Source organism: Brevibacillus choshinensis (assembly GCF_001420695.1).
In the GTDB taxonomy this organism is placed as follows: Bacteria; Bacillota; Bacilli; order Brevibacillales; family Brevibacillaceae; genus Brevibacillus; species Brevibacillus choshinensis.
Genome location: NZ_LJJB01000010.1, coordinates 48328 through 74216, shown reverse-complemented (window position 1 = coordinate 74216; position 25889 = coordinate 48328). Strand labels below are relative to the sequence as shown.

Below are 25889 nucleotides of genomic sequence, written 5' to 3'. Positions count from 1 at the left end.
GATCTATGAAGGAGCAGGCTACCGAAATGGGCAGTCTGTTTTTTTGTAAGCATGCGTCCTTGTCGAAACTTGCTTCGCTTTTCATAACCGATATTTCTTGATGCGAAATATTACAGCGTGACATAATTATTTCGCGAAGCAAAATAATCTGGGGTGTATGCCATGGACGAGAAGAAGCAAATGTCAATGCACCTGATGTACATGAACAAAGTGTATTTGGATGTACTCGCACAGGAGTTGGCTGCATGCGGGATGACCGTGCCGCAGATGTTTGTGCTCGGTCCTGTTATGCAGGGGAAGAAGACGATCGGTGAAATCAGTCGGCTGATCGATCTGTCCTACAGCACGGTCTCAGGAATCGTCGATCGACTGGAGCGGAACGGCTTTGTGGAGCGTGCTCGCGATATCCACGACAGGCGCATGGTCTGGGTCGTGCTGGCCGAGTCGGTAGAGGCCATTCAGCAGCGGATTCCATTTATGCGAGGTGAGTATTTCCCCGATTTGTTCACATCCATGACAGCGTCTGAAGTGGAGAGGGCGTCTGCGGCCTTGACGCTTTTGACCAGACATCTCGAAGTGCGGCAACAATCGTTTCCGAAAAAGGGAGGTAGCGATGCGAGATGAATCTTTCGCGTTTTTCCATCCAACGGCCTGTCACCATTTTCATGATGGCACTTGCTTTACTCATCTTTGGCTTTGTCTCCCTCCCCAAACTGGCTGTGGAACTGTACCCTGAGCTAAATTTGCCCGTAGCGGTAGTCGTCACGACGGTAGATGGCAGCACGCCTGCTGAGGTAGAAAAACTCGTGACAAAGCCGATTGAGGAAGGGCTCGGTACGGTCGCCAACGTCGACAAGATCATGTCCAATTCGGCGGAAGGCGCTTCTCAGGTCATCCTCCAGTTTAATTGGGGAACGGACATGGACCAGGCTACCCTGAACATGAGAGACAAGGTAGACCAGGTGCGAGGAAGACTGCCAGACAACGCAAACTCACCAAGAATTATCAAGATCGATCCGAACAGCGAGCCGATTATGACCTTGTCTGTCACGGGGGAGAGTAACGTCGCCAAGCTGAAATCATTGGCGGAGGACGTGATCAAGCCGAGATTGGAGCGGATTGACGGAATTGCCTCTGTAGGTGTGTCCGGCGGTGAGGACCAAGTGATCGAGGTCGTGCTCGATCCCGACAAGATAGCCGCTTACGGCATCGGACTGGAGCAAGTGCAGCAAGCCCTGCAAGCGACCAACCTCTCCGGCACATCGGGTAGTGTTCGCGAGGGTGACACGAAGCTGTCGATCCGAGTAGACGGGGAGTACAGCAGTGTCCAGGAGATAGGCGAGACGCCTATTCGGCTGGCTGCCGGTACCATCGCGCTGAAAAATCTGGCGACCATCAACGATACATACAAGGAAATCACCCAGAAAACGTATTTGGACGGTCAGACGAGCGTTGGCTTGAGCGTAACAAAGGCTTCTGGCGGAAATACAATCGAAGTAGCCGACGAAGTGAAGGCCGAACTGCTACAGCTCCAAAACGTCTTGCCGAAAAATGTGAAAATCACGACCATTCTCGATTCTTCTCAATTCATCAAGGATTCCATCTACACGGTAGGAGAACATGCGCTGGTCGGTGGTCTGTTTTCCATCTTCGTTTTGTTCCTGTTCCTAAACAGCTTCCGATCGATGATCATTATTGCGATCGTACTACCCATCTCCGTTATTGCCACATTCTGTCTGATGTATTTTACCGGTCAGACGATCAACCTCATTTCACTGTCCGGCTTGACGCTTGGACTCGGTTCTCTCGTTGACTTCGCTGTCGTCATTTTAGAAAACATTTTCCGTTATCGTGAGCAAGGCAAAAGTATGATGGAAGCGGCACGGCTAGGCTCCAAAGAAGTCGGTACAGCGGTAATGGCTTCCGCCTTGGCGCAGATCGCGGTGTTTGCTCCCATTGTTTTCGTAGAGGGGCTGGCGTCTGAGCTGTTTGGACCACTTGCCCTGACCGTCGTCTATTCCCATATCGCTGCTCTGTTGGCTTCCCTGACGATCGTGCCGATGCTGAGTGCTCGTTGGCTGAAAAAGACGCCGCATATGGATGAGCAGGAACGTGCGAACTATCGTGGCATCAATCCGATGGTCTGGTTCAACATCGGCTTTTTCAGACTGGCACGCGGATACGGACGTTTCCTTGGCTGGGCCATCACGCATCGGAAAACAGTATTTGCCGCGACGATTGCCCTGTTTGTCGGTGCTATTTTTCTATCGGGAGCAGTCGGAGCGGAGTTTATCCCGAAGCTGGAGCAAGGCAAAATTTCCGTGTCCATTAAAATGCCCAATGGTACCCTGCTGAAAGAAACGGAGAAAGTGGTCACAGAGGTAGAGAGCAGGATCAAGCAGCTGCCGCAGCTCGAGCAATTGTATACGTCGATTGGGTCTTCCGGAGGTCCTTCCATCATCGCCACATCGACGAGCAATCGCGCTCAGCTGCAGGTATCGCTGGTGTCTAAAGAAAAGCGTACCGTGACGACGGAGCAGGTAGTTGAGCTTCTGCGCAAACAATTGGCAGACATCTCTGGTCCCGAGATAGAAGTCAAGGAGCTGGATCAGTCAGGAGGGCCGGTAACTGCTCCGCTGGAAGTGACGGTGCGCGGAGACGATCTCGCTGTGCTAGAAGATATCAGCGCGATTATCGCAGGGGAAATGAAGCAGGTAGACGGCACTCGCAACATCCTCTCTTCCTTGGAAGAAAAAAACCATGAGCTGCAGGTGGTTGTGAATGCTTCGCGTGCCGGGCTGTACGGACTGACGACCAGTCAGGTGCTTTCCAATGTGAGAACAGCCTTTGACGGCACGACGGTCACGACTTTTCAAACAGGGGACGATCAAATTGACATCCGAGTGATGATGCCGCGTAAGTATCAAGACGACATTACTTATTTGCAGCAGCTCCGTATCCCGACATCAGGTGGGGCACAGATTGCCTTATCTTCCGTAGCTGATGTAGTCAGTCAGGAAGTGCCGCAGGTCATCGCGCGCTCCAATCAGACCCGTGAAGTGAAAATATCCGGAGAGTTCGTAGGTCGTGACTTGAATTCCGTCTCCACCGATATTCAAGCGAGGCTAAACGCACTGACTCTACCGGATGGCTATAGCATTGAGTTCGGCGGCCAAAGTAAGGAAATGATGGAGTCGTTCGGCAGTCTCGGACTCGCGATTATCTTGTCCATTGCCCTCGTCTACATGGTCATGGCCAGCCAATTTGAGTCATTGTTCACACCGTTTATCATTATGTTCTCGATTCCACCTACGTTCATCGGTGTGGTCGTAGGGCTCCTGGTAACCGGTAAGCCGCTCAGTGTACCGGCTTTGATTGGCTACATTTTGCTTATTGGTATTGTCGTGAACAACGCCATCGTGCTAATTGATTACGTCAATCAGCTCCGTAAAAAAGGGGTGGAGCGCAACGACGCCATTCTGCATGCAGGTCCCTTGCGTCTGCGTCCGATCTTGATGACCTCGCTCGCAACGATTTTGGCGATCACTCCACTCGCATTCGGAGGCGGAGAAGGAAACGAGTCACAAGCTCCGATGGCGATCGTCGTGATCTTTGGTCTGTCTTTCTCCACACTGATTACACTTGTGCTTATTCCAGTGGTTTATACGTGGTTTGACGATCTGGGACGCAAGCTGAAAAATCGCAAGCGCAAGCAGAAAAAGACGAGTGAAAGCGAGCTTTTGACAGAGGGATGAGTAGGCAGTTTGCTTGGTAGAAGGAGGAAAAAAGGGAATGAAAAGAAACCGAGCAAGGATCGGGCTGTTGGTAGCTCTCGCAGTAGCCATTGGAGGGTGCAGTAGCCAGGAGGTGCAAGTACAACCCAAGCAAGAGGAGAACAAAGTCGTTCCTGTACAGGTCGATACTGTAAAGCGTGGGAATGTAGGAACGCGAGCAGGGGTCACAGGAAAGCTGGCGCCGAACGAGGAAGTCGCTATCACACCCAAGATCAGCGGAAAAATCAGTCAGGTCCATGTGAAGCTGGGCCAAAGGGTTCAGGCGGGAGCAGTGTTGTTCACGTTGGATCAAACCGAGCTGAACAACGCAGTCAGGCAGGCGCAGGCGGCTTACGAGCTGTCCGTCGCATCGCTACGGCAGAGCACCACCAGCACGGGGCAAAGTCTGCAGCAAGCCAAAAACGGTCTCGTTCAGGCGGATCAGACATTAAAGGATGCCCAGCGCGATTACCAACGGATCTCGCAGTTGTTCAATCAAGGTGCCGTATCTGCCCAACAGCTGGAACAAGCCAAAGCTACGCTGGTATCGGTGCAGACCGCCTATGACAACGCCAAGCAGGCGCTTGCGACCGCCCAACAGAAGACAGGTGTAGCGGTAACGGAGGCTTCTGTCGAGCAAGCGCGTGTCGCTCTGGAAAATGCTCGTCAGCAAGTGGGCAATGCAGTCATCACCGCGCCTATTTCGGGGACGATTTCTCTCGTACACGGTTCGGCAGGGGAGATGGCTTCGCCCCAATCTGCCGTCGTGACGATTGTGAATACGGATCCACTCATCGCAAAAGCGAACCTGTCGGAACAAGATGTGGCAACTGTGAAAAAAGGGGACGTTGTGACCATTACCTTGACTGCACTGGAGAAAGATCTGAAAGGAACAGTCTCAGCGATCAGTCCCGTGATGAATCCGGATTTGCGCGCCTACCCAGTCGAGATCTCACTGGCCAATCCCGATGCCGTTCTCAAAGCAGATATGGTCGTCAACATTCAGTTTGGCTTGCAGCAGTCGGTAAATGCGCTTGTCGTCTCGCGAAAGGCAGTTTTTGAGGAAAACGGGAAACAATACGTGTATAAACTGGATGATAAGACAGCCAAAAAAGTAGAAGTCGAGACAGGTGCCCAAACGAGCGATGCGATTGAGATCGTGAAGGGGGTACAAGAAGGCGATCAGATTGTCGTACGCGGCCAGACTTTACTGAAGGATGGGGCAACCGTACAAATTCAGCAAGGATCTTGACACACCGAAATCGCTCAAGTAGTATGAAGAAGATTCAAAACATTATATTCCGTGTGCTTTACTTATTTAGAGAGGTGGAGGGACTGGCCCTATGAAACCCGGCAGCGGATCTGCTATCCTTTGATGCGATGGTAGATGCTGTGCCAATTCCAGCAGGAGTATTCCTGACAGATAAGGACGTGACGAAGCTGATCTACCCCTTTTTCTGTGAGGAAAGAGGGGTTTTTTGCTGCACTTATCATTTCACTTGCATTACCCGACAGAAAGGAAAATGACGACAGATGCGTATCCAACCTTCCGACATGATCGATCGGCTGCCGACACAGTTTTTTGCCACGCTAGTAGCGAAAGTAAACAAAGTCATCGCTGCAGGTCACGATGTTATCAATCTCGGCCAGGGCAATCCTGATTTGCCGACTCCGGCCCACATTGTAGAAGAATTACAGGCAGCGGCTGCACTCCCGCTACATCATAAATATCCGCCGTTCAGTGGTCGAGTAGAGCTGAAGCAGGCGGTCGCACATTGGTATAAGCAAGAGTTTGATGTGGATCTCGATCCGGAAGAAGAAGTCGCTATTTTGTTTGGCAGCAAAACAGGTTTGGTGGAAATTTGCCAGGTCCTAATGAACAAAGGGGATGTCGCGCTGGTACCAGATCCAGGCTATCCTGACTACTGGTCTGGGGTTGCTGTCGTGGATGGACGCATGGTCATGATGCCACTGCGGGCAGAAAATCAGTTCTTGCCAGATTACGGTCAGATTGCTCAAGACGATCTGGATCGTGCGAAGCTGATGTTCCTCAACTACCCGAACAATCCGACCGCAGTCAATGCACCTTTTGAATTCTATGAAGAGACCATTCGCTTTGCGCGGAAAAATGAAATCGTCGTATGCCATGACTTCGCTTATGGAGCCATTAGCTACGATGGCAAGAAGCCGGTTAGCTTCATGCAAGTACCGGGTGCAAAAGAAGTGGGCGTGGAGTTCTACACGTTGTCCAAGACGTATAACATGGCTGGCTGGCGCGTCGGGGCAATGGTAGGAAACCGTGAGCTGGTGCGTCTAATCAATCTGATTCAGGACCACTACTTTGTCAGCCTGTTCGGAGCTGTGCAGATGGCTGCCGCGAAAGCCATGACGGAGTCGCAGCAATGCGTCCGCGATCTCGTAGCTGTCTATGAGGACCGCCGCAATGCGCTGTTCACCAATATGCATCGCATCGGTTGGCAAGCACAACCTTCGCAAGGCTCGTTTTTTGCCTGGTTGCCTGTACCGAGTGGGTTTACGTCCGTAGAGTTTTCGGACCTCTTGCTTGAAAAAGCGCATGTCGTCGTAGCACCAGGGGATGGCTTCGGGCCAACAGGTGAAGGTTACGTGCGAGCAGCTCTCTTATCTGACGAGCAGCGACTCGCAGAGGCCGTACGTCGGATCGAGCAGCTAGGGATTTTTACAAAAGCATAAGGGAAACGTATCGTGGGCCGTACTTGCTGACAATCAGCGAGTACGGTCTTTTCTTTCTTTTTGCGACGAGTTCGGGCGCATGCCTATCGCCTAGTTTTGCAGAGCGGAATAGGGTAGGAGAGACTGGGCAAATCAAAAAAAAGGCACTTCATTCTCAATAAAAATCATTCTCATTATTGACAGATAATGATTTTCATTATACGATGGATACTGTTAATGATAATTAGTCTCAGCTGCGACTTTTGGCAGATCAGGAGGGTACCATGCGCTATCAGATTAACGGTTACACGGATATGTATACGGTGATCGCCAACGAGCGAAAAATAGGCGGGGCCATTGAAGCAAGTTCGATCCGTCTGCGTACGGGAGAAATATTTGCGAATGCCGTTCTCACTCGCTTGGAAATGTCCGGTGCGCATTTTTGCTCAATCGGTTTTGTAACAGAAGAAGGACAGCGACTGATTGTTCATGTAGACGATATCAGCATGATTGCGGATGCACGCCACGTTGATGTGTGCGATTTGCGCAATGACTGCATGAGAGCGGAGAAGAAAGCAGAGCGCTTGAAGCGTTTGAAGCGACTGTGCGAGCTCAACGAAGGTAGCTGTACCCTGACGTTCCAGGAAGAAGCCCTGTTGCTGGCTCAAGATGTTGGGTTGGAAGAAGCACATGCACAGGTTGACCTGTCTTTCCTGCCGCAAGTGGAAAAAGCACGAGTGATCCGCATCGCGTAGGCATAAGACTCACGGTAAACATACATAACCTCTTTCCGTTTTCGGAAGGAGGTTTTTCGTTTTTTCAGGAGATTGTCTTCAGGTTGTGCTGGATGGACAAGCGATTACGTATTTTCATCCACGGCAAATCGACAGAGGAAAACAAGGATGGCTGCTGCTTCCCAAATCAGCCGCGTATCTGTATCCGCAATTAGACGAAAGGTAGATCGCTATGTCACGCATCTTGGCTATTTCAGACATCTATGGCCATTTGGAAGGGGGAGAGTGGCTAAAATAAGCCGAACGAACAATCGCTCGACATAGTCAAAACCTATTCCCCCATAGTAAGCGAGCATTGGACATTGCCTTTCGACAGTGATAAAACAAGTATAAACAAAAATCAAGGGGGAACGGAACATGGAGTATTCATTTTCAAAATCAGTAGAAGCATTATCCTCCTCGGCTGTCCGGGAAATCTTGAAGCTGACGCAAGGCAATCAGGTGCTCTCGTTGGCTGGGGGATTACCAGCAGAGGATTCATTTCCAATCGCAGAGATGCGTGAAGCTTTTGATCGTTCATTTGATTTAGGTGCAAAATCACTGCAATACGGCTTGACGGATGGCTATCTGCCCCTTCGCGAGTGGGTTGCTGCCCGCATGAAACAAAAACATATGAATGTTGGCGTGGACAATATGCTGCTAACCACCGGCTCCCAGCAGGCCGTCGACTTGCTCTGCCGTGTCTATTTGGACGAAGGCGACGTCGTGCTGGTAGAAAATCCTACGTACCTGGCTGCGGTCCAATTGTTCCAATTTCGTGGTATTCGCGCCATTCCGGTGGATGGAGACGCTGAAGGAATGGACTTGGACGATCTGGCAGCCAAAATCGCGAAATATCGTCCGAAAATGGCTTATGTCATCCCGACCTTCGCCAATCCGACTGGCAAAGTGTGGTCGCTAGAACGCCGCCTCGGCTTGCTGCGACAATGTAAGGAAAATAATATCCTGATTCTGGAGGACGATCCGTACGGTGAGATCCAGTTTGACGGTCAAGCGCCTTATCGCTCGATTTTTTCTCTGGATGAGCACCCAACAGATTCGTGTGTGGTCTACACTAGTACGTTCTCCAAAATTGTAGCACCTGGTCTGCGTACCGGCTGGGCGATTGGTGATTCACGTGTCATCCAGATGATGGTTAAGGCGAAACAAGCAGTAGATTTGCAGTCGAGTACGATTGATCAGATTGCTCTGCACCAGCTCTTGTCCCATTTTGATCTGGAGTCCCATATCGAAAAAATCCGTGCTTCTTATAAAGAGCGCATGGAGTGGATGAACGAGCTGTTGACCCAGCAGCAATGGGCCGATGTCACTTGGGAAAAACCGCGTGGAGGCATGTTCCTCTGGGTGAATCTTCCTGAAAACGTGGATGCCGAAAAGCTGTTGGCTCTCTGTGTAAAAGAAGGGGTGGCTTTCGTGCCGGGCAAACCGTTCTTTGCAGAAGAAGCCAAAGTCAACACCATGCGTTTGAACTACACATTGCTCAACCACGATGATACACAATTAGCGATTACCCGACTGGGAAAAGCGTTAGCACAGTACCAACAAAGTCAGGTCGTAACACAGTCATAAAGGAGAAAGACGAAAGACAGCCAGTGATTGGCTGTCTTTTTGTTTGCGTTTGGTCCTAACCATGATGGACGTTCTCTTTCGAGGACACCAGTGAAATCGAGGTGTCATCATTGATCATCATCGCCGGATATTGATACACCGAAGGGTCTCGCTCACAAACGCGGACCCACGCCTCTACACAGCTGCCGTCAAAGTGGGATCCTTTATTTTTGAGCAGAAAGGCGATGGCTTCCTGATGAGACCAGGCTGTCCGGTAAGCACGGTTGGACGTAAGGGCATCATACACATCTGCTACGGAGACGATGCGGGCCATGAGTGGTATGTTTTTGCCTTGGAGATGGTCTGGATAGCCGCTTCCGTCCCATTTTTCGTGATGAGAGCGAATAATACTTAGCTCATCCTTCATAAAACCAAGATTTTTACACATTTCATACCCTTTGACCGTATGCATTTCAATCAAGGCTCGTTCTTCTGTCGAAAGCTTTCCAGGCTTGTTGAGAATGGAATCCGGTATGTTGAGTTTCCCTACGTCATGGATGATCGTTCCTTGAGCTAATGCGCGAAGCTGATCAGGCTTGAGCTTGAGCTCTTCACCTAGCTTCAAGGCGTACATCGTGACGCGAAAATTATGTCCGGCTGTATAGCGATCCTTTGTTTCCGTGGCGATCACGAGGGCTTTGACGCTCGGAGAGATACTATTTGTGATCCGTTCGATTGGATCCGTAGTGAACAAGGCGCGCAGAGCACCTGCCAGAGACTGTTTCATGGCGTACTGCCTGATCAGTCCTACGATCATGACAATCATGGAAGCCAGCAGCAAAAAGTGATAAATCCACCAGCTGATGCGCCACGTTTCCCCTAACTGCATGATGAGCTGGGAAGTAATCAACCATCCGGAACTGTAGACGATCGAGAGCTGGAGCGGAAACTGTGAATACTGATAAGAATGATAATAGCGATACATGGTGATCGAGTTAAGTAGGATGGTTGTCAACGTTAACAGCCAATTGATGGGCCGGGAGTCTAGCTGGATAACATCGACAAGATGCGGAAAGAACATGCTGACGGTACCGACGCTCGTTAAGATCAAGGCCCATACCGGGAGAAGAAGGCGCTGCTGATGAGACAAATACTCAATCAAAGGACGATCGGTCGTAAAGGAGGACAACCAGAGCCAAAAGGTAGCGAGTAATATACTAACTTGTGCGGCAACTCCAGGTAAGTGCGTTTCATGAAGCAGAAAATGTGGAGTAGACAATCCGTGGACAGCAAAAATTGCAGCCAGGGAGAGGAATGCCAAGGACAGTAAGGTGACCTTGATGTTGCGCAAGCGGGATCCGGCAACTCCTACAGAAATGGCAATCACAATTCCTAATATTGCGACGGAACTGACTATGTAAAAATGCCCGCTAGGTAAAACAATCTGGCGATCAAGAGCAGTGTCCATTCTCAAGTACCCGAACAACAGGAAAGGAAAAATGACAGCAAAAATGGGGCCAAGAATGCTGCGGAAGAACATAAAAGACAGTCACCTTCTTTGATTAAAGTATGACGTGATGCTTGTCTCATAGCGGAAGACTCCATGAGAAAAAGGCGTACCAATTGCTGTATTCATCAATTGATCCGCCTTTTCTTATGCGCAAAGCCTATTCTTCGGTTTCTTCCAGCGTGCAGATAGCACTCGGAAGTTTGATTCGCAGTACAACACACTCGTAAACGCGGAACAGGCTATTCATTTGTTCGTCTCCGAGGAAAGCCGAGTCAAAGTCTTCGGCGATCGCCAAGTCGAGGTTGTGACGACCCGTTGCTACGAGGACACCGCTGCGTCCTTTGATCGTCGGGGACTGGAACACACCGTCTGTTACGAGATTGCGGACATGCTCAATCTCCAGTACGTTGGTGCCTTTGTGGACACGGTGCAGCAGGGCATACAGCTCGGGAGACACCACGAGCGCGTAAGGACCACTGTGACCCATTTTCAAAAGCTTGTTGCGAGCTTCTACGATGTCAGCAAAAGCGTTTCCGGATTCCATCCAGTCACTCTTCAGATGGGTGAGACGTCCTTTGACATTCATCAGGCCAGGCAGATCAAATTCAGCTGCGCCATTGAAAATCAGATCATCTTCCATCAAGGCACCGCCAGCAGCCGCATTGGCAGCCGCACTCATATCGAGAGGCATGCCCAGCGTGCGTGCTTGTGCAACATCGCGCCAGTAGAGCATGAAGTCTTTATAAAGAATCGGAATGGTCATGCTGACACGGCGACTCGGCTGGGTCATTTCCAGCGATTCACCACGCAAGCTCAGTCCACCGAAGCGGGATTCATCATAAACGTCATTTGTGATGGTTTGGATCCCTTCACCCAACGGTCCGTAGATGTCAATAAAACGGCGACCAACCAGTTGACGACGAGCCATGTCAATGACGGTCGCGTCCAATTGGCTCCATTCTTCGAGCGTCAAGGGAGAATCTGGGTATTTTCGAAGCTTGTCCATAGCGTTACCTCCAAGTCATACGGGATCGTACTCTTATTTCAAACCTTTCAAGCTTCCTACGGTCAGTCCCTTTTTGCCGGGAGCTGGAGTTGCAGTGTGTGTGATCACGGAAGCGACGCCTTGAGGCGCATTGGCCGATGCTTTTAGGTGGTCCACCTGATGAACATCGTGCCCTTCGTCATGATCGGTGAGATCGGTGTACACATCAGAGAAGCGCTCACTCAGCTTGGCCATGATGTCTTTTACCTGCAAGTAGTCGGTATGCGTTTTTTCTCTCATACCATCGAGGGTTTGACGTGTCTCATCATCCCGGAACTCATACAGGGAAAGCTCCAGATGTTCGCGGAAATTGTGCAATCCGAAACGCTCCAGATTGATATCAGACAGCAGTTGGGACAGCTCGCGGTCACTTAGCTGGTCCGTTTTTTTCTCGGCAGATAAGGTTTCCAGATGGGGAACCAGTTCTTGCAGACGTCCCATGCGTTGTTCTTCTTCTTCAAGAATGTGATGGTAGTACAGACGAGTATGCTCGTCCTGGGCAGCGTCAATAATCGGCTGGATGATGCCCATGAAGCGGTCAATATAACTTTTGGTTCGATCAAAAATGGCGTGCAGCTGTGAAAAGTCTTGCACCCTACGCCACCTCCTCGCTAATGATCTATTTGTTCATTATACCTTTGGAAAAATACACCGGGCAAGAAGTATGTACATTTTCCTATATTTGTTCCTTAGTTTTGTTTTTTTACAAAAAAGATATCATGGAGAGTATTGTCAAACACAAATGGGAATGATAATATTTATCAATAAGAGTGATAGTCATTATCAATTACGTAACTGAGAATCCACATAGATCAAATACACATCCAACTTTCAAGGAGGTAACACGGTTATGTCATCTATTCTAGTGATTGGCGGAGATCGCCTCGGGAATATTATCGAGTTTTTGCAGGAGAAGGGGTTTCACGAAATCCATCACGTAACGGGACGGAAAAGCTCGCAAACAGGAGTAAAAATCCCGACCGGAACGCACATGATCCTCGTTTTAACAGATTATGTCAATCATAACCTCGCTAAAACGGTAAAGAGCCAGGCAAAAGACCGAGAATTGCCTATTCTGTTTTGTAAACGCTCGTGTTCTGCGATTGCCAAAGCTTTTCATATGACGGCGTAAATACATACCATTCGGGTTGGGCAGACTATATCGCGAGTCTAATATCAATGGAGGGATGGCGCAATGGAACAGAACCGCATGGATGAATTGCCGATAGCTCAGCTGACGGCCGCACAGCTGCAACAACTCCAGCATGCCGAAGAACAAATGAATACAGGTGGTCAAAATGTGTACCTGATTGCATTTGAGAAGCAAGCCCCGTCCCGTTAGACGGGGTTTTTTTGTACGCACTCATCCACATATGGTGGGGCTACGCCGAAAAGTGGCGCAGCCGGGTCCTCCTACCTTACATGAAAACGACTCTTACTTGAACACGTACTGCTCCAATTGAGATTTCAGGGCGTCAATACCAATGGCAAAACCAAGGCATTGACTAGACTGGATGATAAAAGCGTTTAGACCAATGACTTCTCCGTTCAAATTGATGAGGGGCCCTCCACTATTTCCGGGGTTGATGGCGGCATCTGTCTGGAAAATTTCTTCATACAGCCGTTTCGCTACCTGTAATCTGCGGTTTTTTGCGCTGATAATACCGGCTGTGACGGAATTTTCCAAACCGAGTGGGGAGCCACATGTTCCCGTAGAGGAAAAAATATCAGCATTACAGAAAGAGCCACTGGGTAACATGCACAGTACGTTTACCCTTTGTACGCGGGCTGGAGCACTCTTCAGCCTCCACACGTTTGAGCAGCGCGCACGTGAGCTGTCTCCTTTCCTCACGTGTGGCATGGGACCAAATGACCATCCAGTCTCCCAGCAAGCTCAACTCATCCGGATGGAGCGGGATAGAGGAGGGATGGTGAAACAGCTCTGCCACTGCCTCCAGCTCTGCAAGCTTGGCTCTGAACGCATGTAATGGTAGCAAGCCCTCCGCATAGGCATCTTCCCAGCGCTTTCGCTTGTGTGAAAGCGCGTTTTCTGTTTGGTGATCCCATTCCTGCTTTTTTCCTGCTCGTATGTCCCACGCGGAGCTAGCGACCTCATGCAATTGCGGTGAGTACTCCGTCAGCTGCTTCAGCATAGCACGCTCCAGTCGATCTTCGCGGATCGTAGGTGCGTCGCAGGTTCCGGACCGCTTTCCCGGGCATGAATAATAGGTGTGCGTGTATGACGTGTCGTTCGCATTTTGCGTGTTCGTGGTTTTTCCTCGCATCAGAGATCCACAGCGAGAGCAGTACAGCAGACCGGAAAAAAGCAGGGCAGAGGAGAGGACACGCGGATGTCTTGAGCTACGCTGTTCAATCATGTCTTGCACCATGAGGAAAGAATCCTCGTCAATAATGGCTGGATGGGTCGACTCCTCTAGTAACCATACACCAGGTGGATTTTGCCTTTGTCCGGAGTCTGCAAAATTCCAACGAAGTGCACCGTAATAGACAGGGTTTTTCAACAGTCTCAGGACGGCACTGGCACTCCACTTGGCACCATTTTTCCCCCTGGCACCCAGGCGATTGGCATAGTCAGCGATTTTTCGTGGGGAATCACCACGTGCGTACTGTCCAAACATGGCCTGAACAACAGATGCTTCTGTAGGATGAACAGTCAGATTTCCATCGATGAGTTCGTAGCCGTAGGGGGGAGGTCCACCCGGCCGTTTACGTTCCTTGACCATCTGCTCCATGCCGAGCTTGACGCGTTCCGCCAGGTTTTCTCGCTCCCATTGGGCAAGTGCTGCTACTAGCGTAATAAAGAGGCGACCCATGGCCGTCGTCGTATCGTATACTTCTGTGCAGCTTTTGAAGCGTACACCGTAGCGTTCAAATCTCTGGAGCAGCTGATACAAGTCGAGGACCGATCGCGTGAGGCGATCCAGACGATAGACGAGCACGACATCGATGCCTCCGCTCTGTATGTCTGCTAAAAGCCGTGTCAGTTCTGGACGGTTCGTATCCTTTGCACTAGCTCCTTCATCTACATACAGATTTGTTAGCGTCCAATCCTGCGAATGAACATAAGACAGCAGCTTTTCACGCTGTGCTGCAATGGAGAATCCCTCTCGTGCCTGCTCCTCTGTACTGACTCGAATATAGACAGCTGTTCGCATGAGAATCACCCTCCTGTCGCGTCAGGTTGCTAGAGTCTACAGCAAGAGAGGAGGGCTTATGCCTGGACAAAATAAAAAAAGCCCCGCTACTCATCCTTTTTTGGACGAGGCGGGGGGAACTACATCCACTTCTGACCCCATTCGTGAATGGAATCGATGACGGGACGAAGGTCCTTTCCTTTTTCTGTCAGCTCGTATTCGATGCGAACGGGGATCTCCGGGTACACTTTCCGATCCAAGATCTCCAATTCCTCAAGTTCTTTTAACCGTTCTGACAACATTTTATCGCTCATGTGTGGAACCATTTCCCGAATGTCTTTGAAGCGCACAGGACCACGCAACAGTACGTGGATGATCAAGCCAGTCCATCGTTTACCCAGGACGTTGATCGCCCCTTCGTATTTCGGACACATGTGTTCGCCAGCAAATTCTTGACTCATGACGGCGTCACCTCTACCCTACATGTTTGAATTACCCAATATTGTAACACACGGACTTGAAAAAAGTAAGTAACAGAAGTGTAGCTTCTCATCTCTCTTGTTGTCACCCAAACGGGAAAGACCTATGCAGCCAATAAGCGGCAGGGAACGAGCCTGATTCCTATGCCCTCGATACCATACCAGGCACGAGCACATATGATAGGAAAAAAGAAAGGGGAAGAGGTGCGGGCATGACTCCCAAAAAGGTCATCGGTATTTTGACTTGGAGAGCGGGAAAGCGATTTGCCGAACCAGATTACTTGAGCCGTTTGGTGAAGGCCGGCCGTGAGTTAGGGGCAGAGGTTTTTTTATTTTCTCACCAGGATGTGTTTGCAAAAGACCGGAAAATCAGAGGATTTGTCCCGAAAGCGGGAGGGGGCTGGGAGAGCAATTGGCATTCTTGGCCACAGATCGTGATCGATCGCTATCGCAGACGGGTTCCCGAATATATGAAGCTGCGCCACAGCAATCTGTTTGAATTCGCCAACAGCCCATTCAGCAAAAAGTGGAGGGTGACGGAGCTGCTCGCCAATGACGCGAGGGTCAAGATGTGGATTCCGGAGACCTACGTGTATTCGCCGGAAAAGCTCAAAGCCATGCTAAGGCAATATCCGATACTCTATGTGAAGCCGGGAATTGGAACGGGTGGAAAAAGTATACTCAAAGTGTCGGCTCGTGGGAAACGGTATGAGCTCCAAGGACGAGACAAACGCTATGCGCGAACAAATGCCAGCCTGCAGCGTGCAGAAGAGGTGAACCAGTGGGTGCGCAAATGGGTAACGGAGCAGCGCATCAGCAATGGAAATTTCCTGGTGCAGCAAGGTTTGAATCTGGAGCTGATCCCGAATCGCGTAACGGATATCCGATTGTTGATTCAAAAGAACGAAAAGGGCCAATGGAGTGTGACCGGATGCGGCGTGAGGATGGGGGAAAGTGGCAGCTCCACCTCCAATCTGCACGGTGGGGGAAGAGCGATTCCTTTTCATAGGCTCGTGACGAAACGATTTGGCGAGGAAAGAGCACAACAGATATTACGCGAATGCCACCATATGGCTCATCAGGTCGCATTCGTTCTCGAGGAGAAATTCGGCCGCATGATGGAATTTGGTTTGGATATTGGCGTAGACGTGGATGGCAAGTCGTGGCTCATTGAAGTCAATCCAAAGCCAGGGCGAGAAATATTTAAGCAAATGAAAGCGATGGATCTATACGCGGAATCCATCAGCCGGCCTGTGCAGTTTGCGATGCATTTGATTGAGGAGAAAGAGGGAAATTGCATTAGGCTAGCCAAGTAAGAAAGTCACCACAATTGGAAAAGACGAATCGGTTAGATCGTGCTTGTTTTTACCTCTATGGCGACAAGTGGGGAACCGACACTGATGACCCATTCGCCAACCTTTGTGTGGGCGGAGTTTCCGAGAGGCAGCGGAAACAGTTTGCAATCGGCATCAATTTTGATGACCGCATAGTCGCGCACGCGATCGGACAGGATGCGCTGTGCTTCAAATACACGACCATTAAACAGCTTGACATAAATGTTTTTGGACTTGCCGATCACATGTTCACTGGTCAGGATGTACCCTTTCGGATGAAACAGGAATCCTGAACCAAAGCTGCGCTCAGTGGTGGATGGGGTTTCCTCTTCGTTCATCAGGCTGCGAATCAAGGAATCCATGTTTTTGGAATGGGGAGCGTCCTCGGTGACGATGGAGACCACTCCCTCTTGGACTCGTTCCACGATTGGCACAAAAAAATTGAAGGGATGCAAACTGCTGCTGCTCACGGGGTACTTTACCCGCGTATATTGGGACCATTTTTTACTTTTCACCGAATTCTCCCCCTACAGCAGATAGGTATGTATCATCTTATGGGGAGGGGATAGCGGAGGGAAGCCCAATTTTACTGAGCTTCGAGCATATATCAGTATTTATATATCATTATTTTTGATTGATATAATAAAGAAATAGCATTGGTATAATTATTAGAATCCAATTATAATACATATAGTTAAAGAATATTTTGAACATAAAGGCTATGCAGGTTCTTGCATTGGGACACTCCGAACTATCTGACATAGCCGCCACAGAGAGAAAAGAGACGAACGGTAATGGAGGATGCGAAGAGATGGACGTAAAAACAATCATACTTGGCTTTTTGAGTTACGGTGAGATGAGTGGGTACGACATAAAGCAGGCGTTTACCAATAGCATTGGTTTCTTCTACGACGCTAGCTTTGGTGCGATTTATCCAGCGCTGCGAAAGCTGGAAGAAGAAGGGTACGTGACCAAACAGGAAATCATTCAGTCGGGCAAGCCAAACAAAATCCTGTATCGAATTACGGAAACGGGCAAAGGTACCTTCTTGCAAGAGATTCAAACACCAATCGTACCGGCTGTTCTACGCTCTGACATGCTGGTAAAAATCTTCTTCGGCAAGAGTCGGAGCCAGGAAGAACAGCAGGATCTGATCGAGAGCTGTATCGAAGTTCAACGCCAGGTATTGCAGCAAAGTAAAACAACCTTTAAGAAGCTAGAAGCCAATTTTGACGAGTATCAGCGCTTTTGCTGGGAATATACCATACACCATCTAGAGACGACCATTTCGTTCTTGGAGCAAAAAGCGTCGGCTCTATTGAAACAGCCGGCCTATTCCGTGACTGGGTAAACGACGGGATGGCCAAATAGAAAAGCGAAGGACCCGCGGTGGGTGCCTTCGCTTTTTTCTTTGAACGGAGACGTTATTTCAGGTTTTCTGGATTGAGGCATTCCAGCTCAGGAACAACAAAGCGTCCATCTTTACGAATCAGGCGGTCATCAAACCAGATTTCTCCGCCGCCCCATTCAGGACGTTGGATCATAACCAAATCCCAGTGAACGGATGACTTGTTGCCGTTGAAAGCTTCGTCGTAGGCCTGACCTGGCGTGAAGTGGAAGCTACCGTCGATTTTTTCATCGAACAAAATGTCTTTCATTGGATTTTGGATGAATGGGTTGACTCCGATCGCAAACTCGCCAACGTAGCGAGCTCCTTCATCGGTATCAAACACTTCATTGATTTTAGCTGTGTCGTTTGCGGTCGCTTCGATAATTTTGCCGTCTTTAAACGTCAGCTTGATATTATCGTACGTGTATCCTTGGTAGGGAGATGGCGTGTTGTAAGAAATCGTTCCGTTGACGGAGTCACGCACAGGGGCTGTAAACACTTCACCGTCTGGAATATTCGCATTTCCTGCACATTTGATTGCCGGGATTCCTTTGATCGAGAAAGTCAGATCGGTACCAGGACCGGTGAGACGCACTTTGTCTGTTTTCTCCATCAGTTCTACCAGGCTGTCCATTGCGCTGTCCATTTTGCCGTAGTCGAGGGTGCAGACCTTGAAATAAAAGTCTTCAAAGGCATCCGTGCTCATGTTAGCCAGCTGTGCCATAGACGAATTTGGATAGCGAAGAACGACCCATTTCGTCTCAGGAACGCGCACGTCCAGTACCGGACGCATCAAAAGCTTGGAGTAGAGCTGCATCTTGTCGCCTGGGACGTCAGCCAGCTCGCTGATGTTATCGCCGCCGCGAATGCCGATGTAGCAATCCATTTTTTTCATGAAGCTCACGTCTGCTTCACGCATGACACCCAGCTGTGTTTCATTCGCATTCAAGAGAAGCTCACGTTGAACCGTTTGATCAATCAGTTGAACGTAAGGGTGACCACCTGCTTCATATACTTTGGCGATGACGGCTTTCACCAGATCAGTGACTTGCCCGATCGCGTAAATCAATACGTTTTCACCAGGCTGCACGGTTGTGGAGTAGTTAACCAGAACGTCTGCCAGTTGTTCGATACGTGGATCTTTCATAGGAAGGGTATCCCTCGCTTTCCATATCATTCAGTATGTATTGTACACAACCTCCATACAAAAAAGCTACCCAAGAAGAACGGGTAGCGTGCGTAGAAACGCGCTTAACAGGATTCGGTTTTAATGTATATGCAGCTCCCTGCCTAATTGTTCCACATCAGAATGAATCAATTTAATCGCAGCTGCAAGCAATAATTACCAGCAGGATGAACAGAATTAATACTAAAGTGAATCCTTCGAATTCGCCATTAAAGATGCTACTCATATGATAAACATCCTCCTCTGTGTGTTAAGCCTCTCGTGCTTACATCCATAAGATATGGGTTTTCGCACATGACCGATACGGGCATATGCCTATTTTTGGGAAGATTCTTTCGCATCCTTACTATTCCTTTTGGCTTCCATGTTTATTATTCTGAAAATCAGGAAAAGCTAGAGGATACGAAAAGACTTTGCAATAGCGAAAGGATGTTATTCAGATGCAAAGATCATTGTTTAGTCTCCAACACGACCTCGTTCCCATTACTATTAATGTAGGGGAAGATTTTAAATCGATCGTCTGGAAAGCTCAGTACGATATGGACTTCAATACGGAATGCCTGTTTTGCTTTTCAGAGCAGATTACCGGTTATCGGGTAGAGGATGAAGAAGGTCATTCCGGCAAGGTTGCTGTGTGTCCTCATTGTGAAAAAGTAAACGCTATTTACGCCTGATTTGCCAACCTTATACGAATGGGTCCAGCAAAAAGCGATGCCTCTAAATGGGCATCGCTTTTATTTGATTTCGTTTTCTATATCTGCCACTGTATCCACCATGTACCACCAAATGTTTAGCAGGATTGAAGAGAGGTTTCACGAATAGTACAGAGGTATACATATGTGGAATAGAGGTGAAATAATGCAGAAGAAATGTAGCCGCTGCGGAAACGACATGGAAATCGTGCTACGCAACGTCGTGTACCGCAACCGGGTCAAGATCCTGAATGTACCGGTACACGTCTGCGTGGACGACTGCTGTGCCCATTCCCAGGTGGTGGATGTCATTAAAGACGATCTAAAAGCACTCATGGAGGAATTGGGGCAACATCCAGAGCGACAGGCGATCGAATTCGAAGAAATGTCAGAGTTATCCAACTTATTGGTTTTGATTGCCAATGAAGGAATGGACTCATCTGTACGGGAAGTGCTAGGTGAGCGTGTAAACGAACTCTTGGACTTATTTTTACTGGCGCAATCATTGGGCGACGAGAGATGGACGCTGGAGCTTCGGGAGCGATTGACAAAGATAATGGTGTAAGAGAAGGGAGAGGGGCGCCTGGTAGAAGGCGTCTTTTCTTTTGTCCTATCGGAAGGTAAAAAATTCTAAGGATGATAGTATAAGCGAGACTTGTGTCCTTTGAGTGCTAAGGCTTCGCCGACGCCAAGGCATGGCCTTGCCTAGTTTTCTAATCTGCACCGGTGACGTAGACTTCTCGTCGTCTGTTTATGTATACTGAGAACCACATAGGAATGAACTTAAAGGAGAGATGCGAAAATGGCACAACAACAATTGCACTCCACAGAGGAATTGGATCAGTTTGTGGCAGAGAGCGGTAAAAGACTCTTGTTCAAACATAGTACGACTTGCCCGATTAGTGCTACAGCCTATTCGGAATTCCAAGCTTTTTTACAGGGTGAGTCCGTTCCTTCTGCCGTCATCCACGTAATTGAGGACCGCCCTGTTTCCAACGCAGTTGCTGAGCGTTTTGAGATTAAGCATGAGTCTCCGCAGCTCTTCTTGCTGGTGGATGGACAAGTAAAATGGCATACCTCCCATTGGAAAATTACCAAGGATGCCATTGCTCAAGCGTTGAAGGCCTAAAACAAAGCAACTCAAAAGAGCTGTTGACTCCCTCGAGTCAGCAGCTCTTTTTCCATCAATCCCAATATAATTCGAGCTTGTCGCCAGTCTTGAGCTCCGTCTGGAAAGACGCGAGCTCGCCATTTACGAGCATGACAAAGCCGGTGATGCTTTCTCGATCCGGCTTTTCCAGCGATACATCCACAAAGCGGAAAACATCGCTAAAAACGGGAGAGGAGGCAGGAGAAGACTTGACGGTGATGACCGCGCCATCGCTGATCACATCCTCCGCATGAGCTGCTCGCCCATCCATAGTGATGGTCACTTGGGCCACTGGAAGTACCACGCGTTCTCCGTTGAAGTGCACAGTGATCGTTTCCTGCACCCACTCCTCGAGAGGGATGACATCGCGAATGGCAGGCAGTGCGACATCTTCTACGCGATAAATCAGTTCATCACCCTGGCGGATGTAATCAGTAGAAGTGACAGGCTTGCCATTTACCTCCATCGTGACGGTCTGTGCCGGAATCGAGTATGAATGACCGTTTACGCTGAATTGATATGGATTCACGTCCTGTCCTGGCTCAGCTAGAAGTCCTGAGATCTGCAAGGCTTCGCCGACTGTGCGTGGAAGGCGAATCTCCACCTCGCTTCGATCCGGGACCTCGGTGTCGAGTGTTTGAGGCTCTCCGTTGATAAAAATGACAGGTCCAAGTGACAGAGAAAGATCGTTGCAACGGATTTCCAGCGTGTCCAAATGTTCAAGCAGGTCCTTTGCTTGTACGTGGGCGTCCTCGCCATTTTGACCTGCTACGATCGCGATCTCATCGCCGTCCTCGAGTGGAGCATCCAGTCCGACTGGCTCTCCATTTCTTTCGATGACGGGCGGTGTACCGTGCTTGCCCGGGATCATTTTCATTCTGCCGTTGATCGTGACCGTCATGGCAAGCCCCGGACGTCCGTAGAGGCGTCGGATGTCCAATCCTGCTCCGATCAGCGCATCACCCAGCGTCATTTTGCGCAGGTCGAAGATACGTACCGGAACCTCGTTGACTGTGACCGTCACATAGCGCAGTGGGTGGCGACGAGCAGCCACTGCGATACCGACAGGTGTGACGAACTCAGGGCCGCTTAGCAACGGATGGTCACCGACGTATTGCTTGATCGCATCTCCGCCTCGGACAGCTACACGAGCAGCAGGAATGCCCAGCACTTGCGCCACTTTTGTCGTCAATCCTGGGGTGAGACTACCACCGCCAATCAACATGACGGCTTGCGGCGCCTTTCCATTTAACTCCAGAATTTTAAAGGCAATTTTTTCTGCCAGCAGATGGATATCGGTATCGATCGCGGCTGTTACCTCTGTAGCTGACAGCGTGTGCTCCAGACCCAGAATGTCGGTAAATGATACGGTATCATGTGTGGAAAGGACACGCTTGGCTTCCTCCGCCATCGGGAAATCGAGCAGATACGCATTCATGAGCGCATCGGTGATTTCATCGCCTGCGACAGGGACCATTCCATAGGCTGTGATGGCGCCCTCCTCCGTCAACGCAACATCCGACGTACCCGCGCCAATATCCACGAGCGCGATGTTCAGTCGACGCATCGTGACCGGGATCAAAACGTTGATTGCAGCGATCGGCTCCAGTGTCAGTGCCTGCATGTCCAGACCGCATCTTTTTAGGGCAGCGATCAAGGAATCTACAACCACACGTGGCAAAAAGGTTGCGATGACGTCGGCGCTCGCTGTGTCTCCTCGCTGGTCGATCAGGCTGCCAATAAGTTCGCCGTCCAAATGGTAGTTTACGACGCTGTAGCCCACGCAGTAATACCGGGTCACGTCTTGATCCTTCAGCTCCTGGGCGAGCTCAGCCTGGGCTTCCTGTACCGCGGCAAACTCCAGCGTCAATACGTCCTCACGTGTTATGAAGGCGTGGCGTGCGAGAGGCATGTCCAGCTTGACGCGTCGCGTGCGCAGCGAACGACCGGCAGCAGCGACAGCTACTTGGTGGAGCGGTCCGTATTTTTGCTCTAGTTCATCTTTTATTTGTTGGATCACTTTGGCAACGGCAACGATATCGTGGATTTGTCCGTCCAGCATCGAGCGTTCGTCATGCTCGCGGATGGCGCAGTCCAGGACGCGGTACTGTTCACCAGTTGCTTCCACGATCAGGCCAACCACACTGCGTGTTCCGATATCTAAAGAAAAAATCAGCTCTTGTTTGGCTGTTTCTGTATGCTCAGACAAAGGTCAGGTCACTCCTCGTTCTGGATGAATAAAGTGCAAGTATATGTACTTATATCCAATTATTCGACTCGTTTGAAGGAGAATCCTGTCGAATCAAGGAATCTTCTATCCTTGTAGAGAAGATTTGAAAAACATTTACAATTTACTTTCGCGCTTTTTGGCGCTAAACTGCTGACAAGGGAGAATGAATCGATTATAATAACCCTAATTTATCGAAAGTACCTGTAACAAGCATATAAAGAAAGAGGAGAGTGGAGAGAAATGGCACACGATTTGATCGACACCATGCGCAAACAGATCGACGAGATCAACCTGCAAATTCTTGATCTGATCAACAAGCGCGCGACTTTGGTACAAGAGCTTGGCAAAGAAAAAGAAAAACAGGGCAGCAATCGTTTTGATCCAGAGCGCGAGCGTCAAATGCTCAATCTGCTGATAGAGAACAACAAAGGTCCTTTCAATGACAGCACCGTTCGTCATTTGTTCAAACAAATCTTCCAAGTATCTCTTGACCTGCAAAACGACGACAAGAAGAAAGTCTTGCTCGTCAGCCGTAAAAAACAGGCAGAAGATACAGTGATCACAGTAAAAGGAGTAGAATTCGGCGGTGGCAATCCGATCCTGATCGCAGGCCCTTGCTCCGTAGAGAGCTACGAGCAAGTAAAGGCTGTAGCGGAAAACCACATCAAACGTGGTCTGCGCACGCTGCGTGGCGGTGCCTACAAGCCTCGTACATCGCCATACGACTTCCAAGGCCTGGGCGAAGAAGGCTTGCAAATTCTCAAACGCATCGGTGATGAGTACAATCTCGTTACGATCAGTGAGATTGTAACACCGGGCGACCTGGAAATGGCGAGCAATTACATCGACGTCATCCAAATCGGTGCGCGGAACATGCAAAACTTTGAACTGCTGAAAGCAGCAGGTCGCCTCAACAAGCCAATTCTTCTCAAACGTGGCTTGTCCGCTACGATTGAAGAATTCATTTACGCGGCAGAGTACATTCTGTCTGAAGGTAATGCGCAAGTCATGCTGTGTGAGCGCGGTATCCGTACTTACGAAAAAGCTACTCGCAACACGCTCGACATTTCCGCAGTACCACTTCTGAAGCAAGAAACTCACTTGCCTGTATTCGTGGACGTGACTCACTCCACAGGTCGTCGTGACCTGCTGCTGCCTACCGCAAAAGCTGGTATCGCTGTCGGATCTGATGGAATCATGGTCGAAGTTCACCCGGATCCAGACGTAGCGTTGTCTGATGCGAAGCAACAGCTGAACATCCCGGACTTCAACGAGTTTGTAGACTCGCTGCTGGCTTCTGGCCTGTACAAAGGCGAAGTAGTCGTTGCAAGAGGTTAATCCAATACGTATGATGTGGATGGAGGTCTTTCCTGTTTGCGGGAGAGGCCTCTTCTTATTTGACGAACAAGTGGCGACCAAGTAAGCTAGGATTACGTACTGGTATCGCTAGAAGGGGGATAGTACCAGATGAATGAACAGGACCAATGCTGCTCGTCAGATCGAGCCACTGTGCGTACGGACAAAATCAAGTCGAATCTCGTGTCCCGTCTCAATCGGGTAGAAGGTCAAATTCGTGGGATTCGTGGCATGGTAGAAAAAGATGTGTACTGTGATGACATTTTGAACCAGATCGCTGCCGTACAGTCCGCACTGAATGGGGTAGGCAAGATTCTCCTCGAAGGACATATGCGAAGTTGTGTCATGGAACGCATTCAGCAAGGGGACAATGAAGTTATCGACGAGCTGCTGAAAACGATGAACAAATTAATGAAGTAACACGGTATAGACAAGCTAAAAACGATTGCAACCATGTACGGCTTGTCGTATCATAGGTGCATATATTTATGAAAATGATTATGAAAACCATTTAATGGGGAAAGCGAGGGTGTGTGATGCCGGTTACGATTTACGACGTGGCAAGAGAAGCGGGGGTTTCGATGGCGACGGTCTCACGGGTTGTTAACGGAAACCCCAATGTGAAACCGTTGACCCGGAAAAAGGTGCTGGCTGCCATTGAACGATTGGGATATCGTCCGAATGCAGTCGCGCGCGGACTCGCCAGCAAGAAAACGACAACTGTCGGTGTCATTATCCCGGATATCTCCAGTCTGTTCTTTTCAGAGTTGGCTCGCGGAATTGAAGATATCGCGACCATGTACAAGTACAATATCATTCTTTGCAACTCCGACCAACGGATGGAAAAGGAATTGCAATTAATTAATACCTTGCTTGAAAAACAGGTGGACGGGCTGTTGTTCATGGGTGCAGAAATCAAGGAAGACCATTTGCAGGCGCTCACAAGCACTACCGTGCCGACCGTACTGGCCGCGACACGCGATGCAGACAATGCGTTGCCATCCGTGAGTATCGATCACTTCCAGGCTGGTTACGATGCGACACAGGCTTTGATCGATCGTGGTCACAAAAGGATTGCTATGATTACTGGGCCTCTGAACGATCCACTGAGCGGTCTGATGCGCTTTGAAGGCTATAAAAAAGCCCTGATTGATGCAGGAATCGGCTTGCAGGAAGAGCTCGTAGCAAGCGGTAACTTCTTCTACGAGTCGGGACTGATGCAAACCAAAGAGTTTTTGAAGCTGGCGGAACCACCTACTGCTGTTTTTGCAGCAAACGATGAGATGGCGATTGGGGCGATCCATGCCATTCAAGATTCGGGACTGAATGTACCTGGTGATATCGAAGTAATCGGTCATGACAACATCCGACTGGTTGAAATGGTGCGCCCGCGTCTGACGTCCGTGGTTCAACCGATGTATGATATCGGTGCTGTAGCGATGCGCTTGTTGACGAAGTACATGAACAATGAAAATGTGGAGGAGCATGTCGTACTGCTGCCACATCGAATCGAATACAGAGAGAGTACCAGACCCGAGCAAGCATAATCACGGGAC

26 protein-coding genes and 1 riboswitch are annotated in these 25889 nt (G+C 49.5%); of the genes, 16 read left to right on the top strand and 10 right to left on the bottom strand.

From position 1 onward, the window contains the following. Positions 1-162: 162 nt before the first annotated feature. The 6 genes from AN963_RS10715 to AN963_RS10690 all read left to right on the top strand — a co-directional run bounded on the left by AN963_RS10715 (position 163) and on the right by AN963_RS10690 (position 8827). Entirely contained in the window at positions 163-624 is a 462-nt protein-coding gene (locus tag AN963_RS10715) for a MarR family winged helix-turn-helix transcriptional regulator (RefSeq protein WP_055744599.1), read from the top strand. Beyond that, entirely contained in the window at positions 621-3755 is a 3135-nt protein-coding gene (locus tag AN963_RS10710; RefSeq protein WP_055744598.1) for an efflux RND transporter permease subunit, read from the top strand. Before AN963_RS10715 ends, AN963_RS10710 begins: the two co-directional genes overlap by 4 nt. Before the next feature lie 37 nt (positions 3756-3792). After that, entirely contained in the window at positions 3793-5025 is a 1233-nt protein-coding gene (locus tag AN963_RS10705) for an efflux RND transporter periplasmic adaptor subunit (protein WP_055744597.1), read from the top strand. A gap of 59 nt (positions 5026-5084) precedes the next feature. Beyond that, positions 5085-5203, top strand: a riboswitch (SAM riboswitch). 103 nt (positions 5204-5306) lie between these two features. Then, entirely contained in the window at positions 5307-6485 is a 1179-nt protein-coding gene (locus AN963_RS10700) for a pyridoxal phosphate-dependent aminotransferase (RefSeq protein WP_055744596.1), read from the top strand. A gap of 263 nt (positions 6486-6748) precedes the next feature. After that, positions 6749-7219 carry a hypothetical protein gene (locus AN963_RS10695; RefSeq protein WP_055744595.1) on the top strand — a complete coding sequence of 157 codons (471 nt, stop codon included), beginning with the start codon at positions 6749-6751 and terminating at the stop codon, positions 7217-7219. A 396-nt stretch (positions 7220-7615) separates the two neighbouring features. Then, on the top strand, positions 7616-8827 hold the full coding sequence (locus tag AN963_RS10690; RefSeq protein ID WP_055744594.1) for an aminotransferase-like domain-containing protein: 1212 nt from the start codon (positions 7616-7618) through the stop codon (positions 8825-8827). Positions 8828-8882: 55 nt separating this feature from the next. Here the strand turns inward: AN963_RS10690 and AN963_RS10685 are convergent, their stop codons facing one another. From AN963_RS10685 to AN963_RS10675, 3 genes are all read right to left on the bottom strand, one after another. Next, positions 8883-10346: an HD-GYP domain-containing protein gene (locus tag AN963_RS10685; protein ID WP_055744593.1), complete on the bottom strand. Its 1464-nt coding sequence runs from the start codon at positions 10344-10346 to the stop codon at positions 8883-8885. A gap of 127 nt (positions 10347-10473) precedes the next feature. After that, on the bottom strand, positions 10474-11322 hold the full coding sequence (locus AN963_RS10680) for a family 1 encapsulin nanocompartment shell protein (RefSeq protein ID WP_055744592.1): 849 nt from the start codon (positions 11320-11322) through the stop codon (positions 10474-10476). Between the two features lie 33 nt (positions 11323-11355). Continuing rightward, a complete protein-coding gene (locus tag AN963_RS10675; protein WP_055744591.1) occupies positions 11356-11955 on the bottom strand; it encodes an IMEF encapsulin system ferritin-like cargo protein in 600 nt (199 codons plus the stop codon). Between the two features lie 256 nt (positions 11956-12211). Here AN963_RS10675 and AN963_RS10670 point away from each other — a divergent pair, with 256 nt between their 5' ends. Together AN963_RS10670 and AN963_RS31480 are read left to right on the top strand one after the other, a co-directional pair. Then, on the top strand, positions 12212-12493 hold the full coding sequence (locus tag AN963_RS10670; RefSeq protein WP_055744590.1) for a DUF2325 domain-containing protein: 282 nt from the start codon (positions 12212-12214) through the stop codon (positions 12491-12493). Positions 12494-12556: 63 nt separating this feature from the next. Continuing rightward, the gene (locus AN963_RS31480) at positions 12557-12703 is read left to right on the top strand and encodes a hypothetical protein (protein WP_169791918.1); all 147 of its coding nucleotides are present in this window, start codon (positions 12557-12559) and stop codon (positions 12701-12703) included. A 93-nt stretch (positions 12704-12796) separates the two neighbouring features. On the opposite strand, the gene AN963_RS31890 is transcribed toward AN963_RS31480, so the two are convergent. The 3 genes from AN963_RS31890 to AN963_RS10655 all read right to left on the bottom strand — a co-directional run bounded on the left by AN963_RS31890 (position 12797) and on the right by AN963_RS10655 (position 14977). Next, a complete protein-coding gene (locus AN963_RS31890; RefSeq protein WP_083496908.1) occupies positions 12797-13120 on the bottom strand; it encodes a S1C family serine protease in 324 nt (107 codons plus the stop codon). Further along, positions 13095-14537, bottom strand: a complete 1443-nt coding sequence (locus AN963_RS10660) for a recombinase family protein (RefSeq protein ID WP_055744588.1) — start codon at positions 14535-14537, stop codon at positions 13095-13097. The genes AN963_RS31890 and AN963_RS10660 overlap by 26 nt, the downstream gene beginning before the upstream one ends. Positions 14538-14656: 119 nt before the next feature. Beyond that, complete coding sequence (locus AN963_RS10655; protein ID WP_055744587.1) at positions 14657-14977, bottom strand: winged helix-turn-helix transcriptional regulator; 321 nt, start codon at positions 14975-14977, stop codon at positions 14657-14659. A gap of 230 nt (positions 14978-15207) precedes the next feature. Between AN963_RS10655 and AN963_RS10650 the strand changes: the two genes are divergently transcribed. Then, on the top strand, positions 15208-16311 hold the full coding sequence (locus AN963_RS10650) for a YheC/YheD family endospore coat-associated protein (RefSeq protein WP_055744586.1): 1104 nt from the start codon (positions 15208-15210) through the stop codon (positions 16309-16311). A 32-nt stretch (positions 16312-16343) separates the two neighbouring features. Here the strand turns inward: AN963_RS10650 and AN963_RS10645 are convergent, their stop codons facing one another. Then, positions 16344-16844, bottom strand: coding sequence for a trypsin-like peptidase domain-containing protein (locus tag AN963_RS10645; protein ID WP_055744585.1), 501 nt, complete (start codon positions 16842-16844; stop codon positions 16344-16346). 296 nt (positions 16845-17140) lie between these two features. On the opposite strand from AN963_RS10645, the gene AN963_RS10640 reads away from it, so the two are divergent. Continuing rightward, positions 17141-17680 carry a PadR family transcriptional regulator gene (locus tag AN963_RS10640; RefSeq protein WP_055744584.1) on the top strand — a complete coding sequence of 180 codons (540 nt, stop codon included), beginning with the start codon at positions 17141-17143 and terminating at the stop codon, positions 17678-17680. Positions 17681-17753: 73 nt separating this feature from the next. On the opposite strand, the gene AN963_RS10635 is transcribed toward AN963_RS10640, so the two are convergent. Together AN963_RS10635 and AN963_RS30285 are read right to left on the bottom strand one after the other, a co-directional pair. After that, positions 17754-18866 carry an aminopeptidase gene (locus AN963_RS10635; protein ID WP_055746245.1) on the bottom strand — a complete coding sequence of 371 codons (1113 nt, stop codon included), beginning with the start codon at positions 18864-18866 and terminating at the stop codon, positions 17754-17756. Between the two features lie 172 nt (positions 18867-19038). Next, complete coding sequence (locus AN963_RS30285; protein ID WP_083496907.1) at positions 19039-19131, bottom strand: YjcZ family sporulation protein; 93 nt, start codon at positions 19129-19131, stop codon at positions 19039-19041. Between the two features lie 214 nt (positions 19132-19345). Here AN963_RS30285 and AN963_RS10630 point away from each other — a divergent pair, with 214 nt between their 5' ends. The 3 genes from AN963_RS10630 (at position 19346) to ytxJ (ending at position 20726) form a co-directional block, all read left to right on the top strand. Then, positions 19346-19579 (top strand): hypothetical protein, encoded by a 234-nt coding sequence (locus AN963_RS10630; protein WP_055744583.1) that lies wholly within the window; start codon positions 19346-19348, stop codon positions 19577-19579. 184 nt (positions 19580-19763) lie between these two features. Continuing rightward, positions 19764-20162: a hypothetical protein gene (locus tag AN963_RS10625; protein WP_055744582.1), complete on the top strand. Its 399-nt coding sequence runs from the start codon at positions 19764-19766 to the stop codon at positions 20160-20162. 237 nt (positions 20163-20399) lie between these two features. Continuing rightward, the gene (ytxJ, locus tag AN963_RS10620) at positions 20400-20726 is read left to right on the top strand and encodes a bacillithiol system redox-active protein YtxJ (protein WP_055744581.1); all 327 of its coding nucleotides are present in this window, start codon (positions 20400-20402) and stop codon (positions 20724-20726) included. Positions 20727-20781: 55 nt separating this feature from the next. Here ytxJ and AN963_RS10615 read toward each other — a convergent pair whose 3' ends face one another. Next, on the bottom strand, positions 20782-22956 hold the full coding sequence (locus tag AN963_RS10615; protein ID WP_055744580.1) for a cell division protein FtsA: 2175 nt from the start codon (positions 22954-22956) through the stop codon (positions 20782-20784). A gap of 261 nt (positions 22957-23217) precedes the next feature. On the opposite strand from AN963_RS10615, the gene AN963_RS10610 reads away from it, so the two are divergent. The 3 genes from AN963_RS10610 to ccpA all read left to right on the top strand — a co-directional run bounded on the left by AN963_RS10610 (position 23218) and on the right by ccpA (position 25880). Next, the gene (locus AN963_RS10610) at positions 23218-24315 is read left to right on the top strand and encodes a bifunctional 3-deoxy-7-phosphoheptulonate synthase/chorismate mutase (RefSeq protein WP_055744579.1); all 1098 of its coding nucleotides are present in this window, start codon (positions 23218-23220) and stop codon (positions 24313-24315) included. Positions 24316-24444: 129 nt separating this feature from the next. Continuing rightward, positions 24445-24753, top strand: coding sequence for a metal-sensitive transcriptional regulator (locus tag AN963_RS10605; RefSeq protein WP_055744578.1), 309 nt, complete (start codon positions 24445-24447; stop codon positions 24751-24753). A gap of 116 nt (positions 24754-24869) precedes the next feature. After that, the gene (ccpA, locus tag AN963_RS10600) at positions 24870-25880 is read left to right on the top strand and encodes a catabolite control protein A (protein WP_055744577.1); all 1011 of its coding nucleotides are present in this window, start codon (positions 24870-24872) and stop codon (positions 25878-25880) included. Positions 25881-25889: the final 9 nt, after the last annotated feature.